Origin of the sequence: Allobosea sp. TAB14 (assembly GCF_052113865.1) — a bacterium.
Classification (GTDB): domain Bacteria; phylum Pseudomonadota; class Alphaproteobacteria; order Rhizobiales; family Beijerinckiaceae; genus Allobosea; species Allobosea spartocytisi.
The window spans coordinates 1-10,415 of record NZ_JBFRDQ010000241.1 but is presented as its reverse complement, the minus strand read 5'-3'; the positions used below and the strand labels follow the sequence as shown (position 1 = coordinate 10,415).

Below are 10,415 nucleotides of genomic sequence, written 5' to 3'. Positions count from 1 at the left end.
AGGAGATGCAGCTCAAGACCGAGCTCGACGAATTGACCAAGGAGAAGGGGCAGATCGAGGAACTGCTCGGCTCCGAGGCGACCCAGTGGAAGACCATCGCCTGGGACATCCGCCAAGTGAAGAAGACCTTCGGCCCGGAGACGGCGATCGGCAAGCGCCGCACCGATTTCGCGGATATGCCCGATACCACCGATATCGACCTGACCCAGGCCATGGTCGAGCGCGAGCCGATCACGGTCGTGATCTCGAAGAAGGGCTGGATCCGCGCGCTGARGGGCCATGTCCAGGACAAGTCCAGCTTCTCCTTCAAGGGCGACGACACGCTCCAGACGGCCTTCTTCACCGAAACGACGGCGAAGGTGCTGGTGCTCGCCTCGAACGGCAAGGTCTTCACGCTGGAGGCCTCGAAGCTGCCGGGCGGGCGCGGCTTCGGCGATCCGATCCGCCTGATGATCGAGCTCGAGGAGACGGCCGAGATCGTCTCGGCTTTCGCCTACAAGCCCGGTTCGAAGCTGCTGATGGTGACGAGCGAGGGCAGGGGCTTCGTCGCGCCCGCGGACGATGTCGTCGCCAATACGCGTAAAGGGAGGCAGGTCCTGAATGTCGACGGAACGACCGTCGCCATGCTGGCCGTGCCGGCCGATGGCGACCATGTCGCGATCATCGGCCAGAACCGCAAGCTGCTCTGCTTCCCGATTTCCGAGGTGGCGGAGATGGGGCGCGGCAAGGGCGTGCGCCTGCAGCGCTACAAGGATGGTGGCCTCTCCGACGCCAAGACCTTCAAGCTGGCTGACGGCCTGACCTGGCTCGACACCTCCGGCCGGACCTGGACGGTGCCGCAGGGCGATCTGCTCGAATGGCTGGGCCACCGCGCCGAGTCCGGCCGTCTGCCGCCCAAGGGCTTCCCGAAGAGCAACAGCTTCGGCGGCTGACGGGCTTAAGGTCGCGACGCCCGCGGCGGTCCGGTCAAAATGTCCCGACGACGCCGAGGAAGAAATTGCAGGTGACGGTCGCCTTGAAATAGTTCGACTGCGCCTTGCCGGTGTAGTCGATTTCGATCTCGCCTTCGGCCCGGCCTTGCAGCATGACGAGCGGCGTCGCTCCGCCTGGACGAATTGCGGCTGCTTGGGCGCGGTGCCTGGCAGCGTCAGCGGCGGGATCAGCTGCGGCGGCTTGATTCCTAAAGCCCCGCCGGCTCCGAAGGTCGGCCGCGTCAATTCGGGGAAGACGAGGACCTGCGCCGGGAAGGTTTCGACTTCGAACAGGATGGCGCGGGTCCTGGGGCCGACGATGCCGTCCTTCGTCAGCCCGTGAAGCGTCTGGAATTTGCTCACCCGCTCATGAGTCTTCGGCCCGAAGATGGCGTCGAGCGCGAGCGGGGTTTCGCGACGCAGATGGTAGTTCAGCCGGTCCTGGAGGATCCGCACATCCTGGCCGCTCATGCCCTTGCTGAGATTGCGCGCCATCGCTTCGCCTCGCCTGAGGAGTTCGAAGCCGGGCGACGGGGATCCGGGCTGCCGGCCCGCGGCACGCTCGCCTRATCCGGGCACGTCCGGTCAGGCGCAGCTTATTGTGTCCGCGAGCGGCGGGATCATCAGTTTGGAGGACGAGGGCGAAATCTCGGGGCGATGCGCGGGATGCCGCCCCGCCGGTGTCGGCGCCGACTCCGTCAGCGAAGCCGTTGGCCGACCACGCCGACCTCGACGCCGAGCGTCAGCTTGTCGGTAACGGCCCATTCCACGCCGGCTCGCGCCTCGGGCCTGACCGCGATATCGCTCTGGCTGAAGGGCGGGGAGACGCTCGTCGCGCCATAGCGCCAGGTCTCGTTCGCGGCGGACATGCCGACCTTGGTGTAGACCAGCACGTCCGGCGTCACGAGCACGCCGGTCTTGATCTGGAACGCGCCGGCGAAATCGCGGGTATAGGCGACATTGCCGAAGCTCGGCGTGCCGTAGCCTCCGAGGGTGGGCGAGTAGTCGAGCGCGCCGACGATGCCGTAGACGAAATTGCCCTCCTGCCGCATCGTTCCCATTTCGAGGCCGAAGGTTGGCCCCGCGCTGGTGCGCATATGCTTGCCGCTCGTCACCTGGAAGCCGGAGGAGATGCGCGCATAGGAGCCCTCCCATTTCGGCGAGAGCGAGGGCGTGTCCCAGGCGAAGGAGGGCAGCGAGGCGAAGCCGGTGAGCGGGAGGGAGGTCTGGGCCCGTGCCGTGCCGGCGCCTGCGAACAGCGCCAGCCCGGCGGCGGTCATGGCGGCGGAAACGACCGGGAATCTCACGTCGAAGGCATCCTCACGGCAAATACCTGCTGGAGCCTAGCATGAGGTCCGGCGAATGTCGCCGTTTTGTGGCGCGGCCGCTCCGCGCAGGCGCGCCTGGCGGCTCAGGCGATCTTGGTGCGCAGCTTGAGGAAGCGCAGCGTCCGCTCGGCGGTGGCGAGGTCGAGCTTGGCATAGGCGTCGACGTCGTCGTCGATGTCGCGCGAGGAGAAATAGAGGCGCCGCGCCCGCAATTGCAGGATGGCGCGGAAGGCCGTCATGCCGACGCCGAGCGAACGGCAGGTCACCGCGATGCCGCTGGCATTGCGCTGCATCAGCACCCGCAGCGCCTGCTCGGGGGTGATCTCGGCGACTTGCGACAAGACCTGCGCCAGGTGGAAGGCCCGGTCCTCGTCGGCCAGCATGGTCAGGACGTCGTCGACCTCGCGCACCTTGGCGGTGAGGTCGGAGAGCAGGAGCTTCACTTCGAGGCGCTGCTGGCGGGCCTGCCGGGCGAGCGAGACCGCTTCCTCGGTCGGTGTCCCCGCAGCGCCGGAGCCGTCCGACAATTGCTCGACGATGCGCAGCACCCGTTCAGCCCGTTTCGGTGCGAGATCCGAGCGCCGGGCGAGGTTGCCGGCGATTCCCGCATCGCCGGTGCCGCGCTCCAGCAGCCGGTCGAAGCCGCGATCCGAGAAGGCGGCGCCCTCATTGGCGCTGACGGTTGAGAGAACGGTCCGGTCGCCGCGCTCGACCAGGATGTCGGTGACGCTCTCGGACAGGCGCGCGCGCTCGGCGATGGCCGCGAGATGCTGCTGAGTCTGGCTGACGGCGATGGCGGCGAGATCGGTGTCGGTGAGGACCGGGGACAGGGTCAGGACCAGCCGCGCCACCTCGACATTGTCGTCGCCGCCGAGCGTGACGGCGACGTTGCGCGGCAGGCTCGGCAGCGCCGCGACGCGATCGGCATAGCTCTGGCGGTCCTCGTCGCCGAGATGGGAGAGCGACGTCACCGCGATGTCGCCGTAATGCTCCTTGCTGACCTCGCTCGGCTCCTGGTCCAGCAGGAACAGGTCCGTGACGGCATTGAGCAACTGCCGGCGCGAATCCGACGACATCTCGGCCGGCATCCGGGTCAGGTCGCGCAGCATGAAGCCCCCCAGGCGATCAGGTGCCGGGACAATGCGAGATGCGGACTTGATTTACTCTTAAGCCGATTGCGCTTTTTCGGGGAAAACGGGAGCGGATACGCCGATCCCTGACCGTATGGCCTGACACCCTATGGGAATGCGATCATTCTTGAGGGATCGCCCTCATAGGTTGCGGCATTCGGTTCGCCGGCGTCGCGACGCGCTTCACGCGGTGGGAGCGTTCGTCTCGACCCGTTCCCAGCCCTGCGGCGTCAGCCGCTCCTGCGGCAGGAACCGGGCCTTGTAGGMCATCTTGGGCGAGCCATCGACCCAATAGCCGAGATAGACRTARGGCAGKCCGAGCYTGCGGGCSCGCKCGATGTGATCGAGCACCATGAAGGTGCCGAGCGAGCGGAGCTCCAGCCCGGGATCATAGACCGAATAGACCATCGACAGGCCGTCGTTCAGCGTGTCGGTCAGCGCCATGGCGAAGAGGTCGCCCTGGCCGCGCCCGGTGAAGCCCGAATCCGGTCCGCGCCGCCGATACTCGATCAGGCTGGTCTCGACATGGGTGTCCTCGACCATCATCGCGAAGTCGAGCGCCGACATCGTCGCCATGCCGCCATCCGGATGCCGCTCGTCGAGATAGGAGCGGAACAGGGAATAATGCTCGGAGCGCGGCTGTGGCGGGCGTGTCTCGCCGATCAGGTCGCTGTTGCGGGCCAGCACCTTGCGGAAGCCGCGCGAGTAGCGGAAATCGTCGACGCAGACGCGCACCGAGACGCAGGCCCGGCAGACCTCGCAGGCCGGACGGTAGGCGATGCTCTGCGAACGCCGGAAGCCGCCTTGCGACAGCACGTTGTTGAGGTCGCCGGCGCGCGGTCCGACGAGATGGGTGAACACCTTCCGTTCCTCGCGGCCCGGCAAATAGGGACACGCGGTCGGCGAAGTGAGGTAGAATTGCGGGGCATCCCGCAACGGGCGCGTCACGTCGGCTGGCTCCCCGGAAGCTTCCGCCCTTCAATGTAGCATCGGCAGCGGCGGCAACAAGCGCGATGCGAGATCGGGAGGACGCGATGACCGGTGAAAAGGTAGTTCTCCACGGCGCGCGCGAAACGCTTCTCGTCACGCTCTGTGCCAAGGCCGGCGAGAGCCAGCTGCCCGATACCCTGCTGAAGGACCGCTTTGCCGCGCAGGCCCTGGCGGGGATCGACTACGATTTCGACCGGCTGAGGATCGACCGCGACATCATGATCGGCGTCGCCTTGCGGGACAAGCCGGCCTTCGTCATCGCCGAAGGGCTGTTGCCCTATTTGCCGTCGGAGGAGGTGCCGTTGCTGCTGGAGCGCGTGACCGGGCATCTGCCCGGGGGCGAGCTGGCCTTCGATGCCTATAGCGGGCTTGGCCTCGCCCTGCTCGCCTGGCAGCCTTCGATCCGTGCGACGGGAGCGACCTTGCACTGGGCGCTCGACGACCCCGAGGACTTGCTCCGCCAGCTCCCCCAGCTCACGCTGGCCGAGGAGCTGACGGGCTACGGCCCGGGCGGTTACGACCTCGCGCAGGTCGACCGAATGTCGCTCTTCGCGCGGATGGCCATTCCCGTCATGAGCATGGTTCCGGTCTTCTCGCGGCTCGGCCGGCTGCTGCGCTTCCGGTTCTAGGCCCCGGAATGACGGTGGTGATTCCGTTCAAGCGCTGCAAATTCCGGCGTTACGCCCGCACGACCACGAGGCCGGTCAGCAGGTCATGGCCGAGGCRCCGATCGGAGCGGAAGAGGCCGCAGCCGATGTCGATGAGCCACAGCGCCACCGTTCCGGCCGCAACGTAGAAGAACAGCGCATGCACCGCCGCGACGAGGCCGTCCGGCCGCCCGCCATCCGCGGTCTCGACCCGCAAGCCGGCGACGCGCATGCCCCAGGTCGACTGGCGCCGGCCGCCGACCGTCAAGGCCGCATACCCCAGCGCCGTCACGAAGGCGGCGGCCGGGATCAGGAACCAGGTCGCGCCGAAGGTGACGAGGCCGAGCACCACCAGCAGCAGGAAGACCAGCCAGCCGAGGAAGAACAGCACGACGATGTCGATGATCCAGGCGAAGAGCCGCGAGCCCAGGACGCCGCTGACGTTCTGGTAGGGACGCTGCTCCAGGGCCGTGATCGGCGGCTGGCCGTAGCGGGTATCGCTCATCGAACTCGATCCTCATGACGGCGCGCGGGAATGCGCACCCGGGCAACAATGTTTGATCAGCGCGTCGGTTCCGCAAGGCCACGCGGCAGGATGCGCCGGGGCGCGAAGCCATTTTTCGCCAGCATGTCCTCGATCGCGCGCGAATGTGCCTCGCCGCGCGTCTCGACCGTGACGTCGAGCGAGACGCCTTTCGCCGGCACGTCGAGGAAAAGCCGGCCATGGCTGACCTCGAGGATATTGGCCCCCTCATTGCCGAGAAGGCTCGCGATCTTGCCGAGCAGGCCGGGCCGGTCGCTGCTGGTCAGGCGGAAGGCGACGATACGGTCCTCCCGCTCCAGCTCGCGCACCATGATCGCGGCGAGCAGGCGGGTGTCGATGTTGCCGCCGCAGAGCACGAGCCCGACCTTGCGCCCGGCATAGCGCTCCGGCTCCTTCAGCATCGCCGCGAGCCCGGCCGCGCCGGCGCCTTCCGCCAGGCTGTGCTGCAGGCAGGCATAGGCGTTGACGGCGCGCTCGATCAGGTCTTCGCCGACGAGCACGATGTCGGAAACCAGCTTCGAGACGATCGGCAGCGTCATCTGGCCGACGGTCTTGACCGCGATGCCTTCGGCCAGCGTCGCTCCGCCGATGGGGCGGTCCTGCCCGTTCACGGCGTTGAAGAAGGAGGGATAGAGGTCGGCCTCGACGCCGATCAGCTCGATGCCGGGCTTGATCGCCTTGGCGGCGACGGCATTGCCGGCCATCAGCCCGCCGCCKCCGAGCGGRATGATCAGCATGTCGAGATCGGGCTCGTCGGCGAGCATCTCGCGCGCGACGGTGCCCTGGCCCGCCATCACCGCGGCATCGTCATAGGGGTGGACGAAGACGAGCTGCTCGGCGCCGGCGAGTTCGCGTGCCTTCTGCGCGGATTCGTAGAGCGTCTCGCCATGGAGCACGACGCGCGCGCCATGGGCGCGGGTGTTCTCGACCTTCACCAATGGCGTCGTCTCGGGCATCACGATGGTCGCCGGGATGCCGAAGCGCTTGGCGTGATAGGCCACGGCCTGGGCATGGTTGCCGGCCGACATGGCGATGACGCCGCGGGCCCGCTCGGCCTCGCTGAGCGAGAGCAACTTGTTGACCGCGCCGCGCTCCTTGAAGGAGGCGGTCGCCTGCATGTTCTCATGCTTGACCATGACCTGCGCGCCCGTGAGCTCGGAGAGGCGCGGCGCCGGCACCAGCGGCGTGCGCAGGACATGGCCTGCGATCCGCCCCGCGGCGGCGTCGATGTCCTCGGGCGTGATCGCGAAGGTCTCGGTCATGATGAGGTCCGTGTCTCGTCCGGGGGCGAAAGGCAAATGTGTTTTCGGACGGAAGCCGATGTCGCAGGCTGTCGTCAAACCTGGCGCGGCGTCAATTCGCTGTCGCCGAAGAAGCCTCCGGGGCGCCAGATCAGCACGATGGCGAGCAGCAGATAGACCGCGAGGTCGCGCTGCTCGATCGGCAGCGTCGCCGACCAGACCGCCTCGAAGCCGGCGATGAACAATCCGCCCAGCGCCGCGCCCGGCACCGAGCCGATGCCGCCGAGAATGGCCGCGACCAGCGCCTTGAGGCCGAGCGAGAAGCCGCCGGCGAAGCCCATGCCGCCATAGATCACCGTGACGATGACGCCCGCCATGCCGCAGAGCGCGCAGGCGATGATGACGGCGATGTCGCGCACGGCGCGTGCATCGACGCCGAACAGCGCCGCCGTGCCCTCATCGTCGGCGACCGCCCGCCAGGCCCGGCCATAGGCGGTGCGGCGGATGAGCTGCACCAGCCCGAGCGTGGCGCCCAACCCGATCAGCGTCAGGAGGGTCGCGACCGGGTTGAGCGTCACGATGAAATCGCCGGCATGGACGAGCGCCACGGGAGCGTTGAACACCGGCGGCAGCCAGCGCAATTGCGGCCCCTGGGCGAGGCGCAGATATTCCGAAAGCGCGATCGAAAGGCCGATCGTCGCGATCAGCATCTGCTGGCCGCTGGCGCGTTCGAGATGGCGCAGCACGAAGCGGCCCATGGCGAAGCCGTGCAGCGCCGAGACGAGGATCGCCACGGTGAAGGCGACGGCGAGCCCCGTCAGCGGCGTCGAGACGGCGAGCGAGAGCAGCAGCGCCACCCCGACCACCGAGGCCAGCGCCCCGAGCGCGGCGAATTCGCCRAAGCWCAGGATGATSCGSCCGGTCAGSCCRTAGAYCAGCGCATAGGCSGMGGCGAGCAGCCCGTAGATCGCTGCCGAGGGCAGGCCGCTCAGCGCCTGCTGCAGGCCATAGGCGAGGCCGGCCGGCACGGCGGGCAGGTCCGACGCCGTGGGTGCGGCCGGGTCCGGCGGGGGCTCGCTGCGATCCTCGAGATAGAAGCGGCGCAGGAAATAGAAGCTGGCATCCGACATCGGCTGCCCGTCCGAGGCGATGCCGATCAGCGTCGGCCGCCCGAGCCCCTTGTCGTCCGTGCCGAACAGGCAGTCGATGCTGCGATGCCGCGCGACGCCGTCGCCGAGCTGCATCCGGTAGAGCAGGCGCAGGGCCCGCCGCACCGGGCCGACCGTCATCCGTTCGATCTCGATATGCGCTCCCGGCGGGTTGAGCGGCGGGATCGCCTGCCGGCACAGCCGCGTCTGGTCGGTGTCGAAGTCTTCGCCGCAACCGGCGAGGGCCACGAGGACGACAACCAGAATCGGCAGGAGGAGCGGGCGCATGCGGCGGCAACGGTAGCGCTTGCCCGTGCCGTTTGAAACATGGCTTTGGAGTGGGTGGTGTGCCGCTAGCTCAGATCGGGCGGATCGAGATATCGATTCAGGGTCTGTGCTCCATCAGACAGATCCTGAGCCTTGTCGTCGCGCCCGAGGCTGCGATACGTCTTCGCTGCATTGTTTCGGCTCTGGATTTCGGCTTCGACCAAACGGCGCAGCTCGTCCTTGCCCAGCACCTTGCGTGGGACTTCGACCGCGCTGTCGCCGAATGCGTGAAACACATAGCTGTCGTGCCGATCGCCGACTGGAACGGCCTGGGCATTGTCGATCGCAGCGATCAATTCACGCAGTGCCGTCACCTCGACCGATTTGCGCTCGCGCATCGCTGCTCGCAGGTCGGCCTTCAGTCGCGCCAGGAAGCTCTGGCTTTCATTCGTCATCATGCTGAAACCGTCGTCGCTTTCGAGCGGAGCGGAAAACCATTCGGCACCCACCGAACGCGCCGAAATCGTCTGGGACCGGAAAGCTCAGCCCGCCTTCAGCATCTTCGCCACGCGCGGCGCGAAATAGGTCAGCACGCCGTCGGCGCCGGCGCGCTTGAAGGCCAGCAGGCTCTCCAGCATCGCCTTGTCGCCGTCGAGCCAGCCATTCTGCACGGCGGCCATCAGCATCGCGTACTCGCCGGAGACCTGATAGGCGAAGGTCGGCACGCGGAACTGGTCCTTCACCCGCGCCACCACGTCGAGATAGGGCAGGCCGGGCTTGATCATCACCATGTCGGCGCCCTCCTCGAGGTCGAGCGCGACCTCGGCGATGGCCTCGTCGGTGTTGGCCGGGTCCATCTGGTAGGTGCGCTTGTCGCCGATCAGCGTCGCATTGGTGCCGATGGCGTCCCGGAACGGGCCGTAGAAGGCGGACGCATATTTGGCCGCATAGGCCATGATCTGCACGTCCTCCTGGCCGGCGGCGTCGAGCGCGGCGCGGATCGCGCCGACGCGCCCGTCCATCATGTCGGAGGGGGCGATSACGTCRGCGCCGGCATCGGCCAGCGCCAGCGCCTGCCGGACGAGGATCGCGACGCTGGCGTCGTTCAGGATGCGCTCGCCATCCATCACGCCGTCATGGCCGTGCGAGGTGTAGGGGTCGAGCGCRGCGTCGCAGATGATGCCGATCTGCGGCACCTCCCGCTTGATCGCCCGCACGGCGCGGCACATCAGGTTTTCGCTGCTCAGCGCCTCCGAGCCCGTCGAGTCGCGCAGCGCCTTTTCGACATAGGGGAAGGGGGCGATGGCGGGGATGCCGAGTGCCGCCGCCTCGGCCGCCTGCCGGACGGCTTCGTCGATATTCAGCCGGTCGACGCCGGGCATCCATTCCACCGGCGTGCGGGCCTGCTGCCCGTCCATCAGGAAGATCGGCCAGATCAGATCGTCGGTCGTCAGCCGCGTCTCGCGCACCAGCCGTCGCGACCACTCGGCCTTGCGGTTGCGGCGCATGCGGCGCGTCAGTCCGAGCGAGGGGGCGGCCTGGGCCTCGCTCTGGCGCGACTCAGGATGGGGGAACGGCCTGACGACCCGGGATTCCATGGCGATGCCTCAAATGACGACGTCGCGGCACGCCCGAGGCTTGAGCGGGGGCGGCAGCGGCATGCCGGCTTCATATCACATCGGAACAATTCCAAACCAGAGGCGCATGGTCGCAAGCCGAGCGAGCATACCGGTCTGGCCTGCGATGCCGGGCATTCGGTCTTTCAGTATTTCGAAAGTGGGCGGCCATACCTTGCTTGACCATTAGCTTGGGGAGGGGCCGACGCTTGACCACTCAGCGCATGACGCGAGCATTCCCCGTGGACAGCGCTCTGTTGAACGCTGTCGTGGAGCATGTGGACCAGGGAATTCTGATGGTGGACGCCAACGGCTATGTGGCGGTCTGCAATCAGCGCGCGATCGATCTGCTCGGCCTGCCTGCCGACTTGATGCGGTCCCATCCGTCGTTCGAGGCGGTGAAACGATGGCAGATGGAGCAAGGCGAATTTGGTACGGTCACCGAAGCGCTCCTTCGCGCCATCAAATACGAAGGAATAAACGTCGAAATTCTGGACTATGAGAGGCAGAGACCGGACGGGACGGTGCTGGAG

General features: G+C 67.4%; 11 protein-coding genes and 1 pseudogene. 3 read left to right on the top strand and 9 right to left on the bottom strand.

Annotation, left to right across the window (positions count from 1 at the left end; genetic code table 11):
- Window positions 1-932: DNA gyrase C-terminal beta-propeller domain-containing protein (locus tag AB4Y99_RS25090; RefSeq protein WP_441525226.1), on the top strand; the 932-nt coding region annotated here is incomplete at its 5' end.
- Between the two features lie 342 nt (window positions 933-1,274).
- Here AB4Y99_RS25090 and AB4Y99_RS25085 read toward each other — a convergent pair.
- The 4 genes and pseudogenes from AB4Y99_RS25085 to AB4Y99_RS25070 all read right to left on the bottom strand — a co-directional run.
- A pseudogene (locus AB4Y99_RS25085) lies at window positions 1,275-1,442 on the bottom strand (peptidoglycan-binding domain-containing protein); the annotation flags it as partial.
- A 227-nt stretch (window positions 1,443-1,669) separates the two neighbouring features.
- A complete protein-coding gene (locus AB4Y99_RS25080; protein WP_162737957.1) occupies window positions 1,670-2,278 on the bottom strand; it encodes an outer membrane protein in 609 nt (202 codons plus the stop codon).
- Window positions 2,279-2,382: 104 nt separating this feature from the next.
- On the bottom strand, window positions 2,383-3,408 hold the full coding sequence (locus AB4Y99_RS25075) for a DUF2336 domain-containing protein (RefSeq protein WP_441525225.1): 1,026 nt from the start codon (window positions 3,406-3,408) through the stop codon (window positions 2,383-2,385).
- A 204-nt stretch (window positions 3,409-3,612) separates the two neighbouring features.
- Window positions 3,613-4,377, bottom strand: a complete 765-nt coding sequence (locus tag AB4Y99_RS25070) for an arginyltransferase (RefSeq protein WP_441525224.1) — start codon at window positions 4,375-4,377, stop codon at window positions 3,613-3,615.
- Window positions 4,378-4,463: 86 nt separating this feature from the next.
- On the opposite strand from AB4Y99_RS25070, the gene AB4Y99_RS25065 reads away from it, so the two are divergent.
- Window positions 4,464-5,048 carry a hypothetical protein gene (locus AB4Y99_RS25065; RefSeq protein WP_441525223.1) on the top strand — a complete coding sequence of 195 codons (585 nt, stop codon included), beginning with the start codon at window positions 4,464-4,466 and terminating at the stop codon, window positions 5,046-5,048.
- Window positions 5,049-5,097: 49 nt separating this feature from the next.
- On the opposite strand, the gene AB4Y99_RS25060 is transcribed toward AB4Y99_RS25065, so the two are convergent.
- From AB4Y99_RS25060 to hemB, 5 genes are all read right to left on the bottom strand, one after another.
- Window positions 5,098-5,571: an RDD family protein gene (locus AB4Y99_RS25060; RefSeq protein WP_441525222.1), complete on the bottom strand. Its 474-nt coding sequence runs from the start codon at window positions 5,569-5,571 to the stop codon at window positions 5,098-5,100.
- Between the two features lie 56 nt (window positions 5,572-5,627).
- A complete protein-coding gene (locus AB4Y99_RS25055) occupies window positions 5,628-6,872 on the bottom strand; it encodes a threonine ammonia-lyase (RefSeq protein WP_038368319.1) in 1,245 nt (414 codons plus the stop codon).
- A gap of 74 nt (window positions 6,873-6,946) precedes the next feature.
- On the bottom strand, window positions 6,947-8,287 hold the full coding sequence (locus AB4Y99_RS25050) for a branched-chain amino acid ABC transporter permease (RefSeq protein ID WP_441525221.1): 1,341 nt from the start codon (window positions 8,285-8,287) through the stop codon (window positions 6,947-6,949).
- Window positions 8,288-8,352: 65 nt separating this feature from the next.
- On the bottom strand, window positions 8,353-8,775 hold the full coding sequence (locus AB4Y99_RS25045; protein WP_441525220.1) for a GatB/YqeY domain-containing protein: 423 nt from the start codon (window positions 8,773-8,775) through the stop codon (window positions 8,353-8,355).
- Window positions 8,776-8,808: 33 nt separating this feature from the next.
- Entirely contained in the window at window positions 8,809-9,864 is a 1,056-nt protein-coding gene (gene hemB, locus AB4Y99_RS25040; protein WP_142020704.1) for a porphobilinogen synthase, read from the bottom strand.
- A 227-nt stretch (window positions 9,865-10,091) separates the two neighbouring features.
- On the opposite strand from hemB, the gene AB4Y99_RS25035 reads away from it, so the two are divergent.
- On the top strand, window positions 10,092-10,415 hold a 324-nt coding region (locus AB4Y99_RS25035; RefSeq protein WP_441525219.1), incomplete at its 3' end, for a PAS-domain containing protein.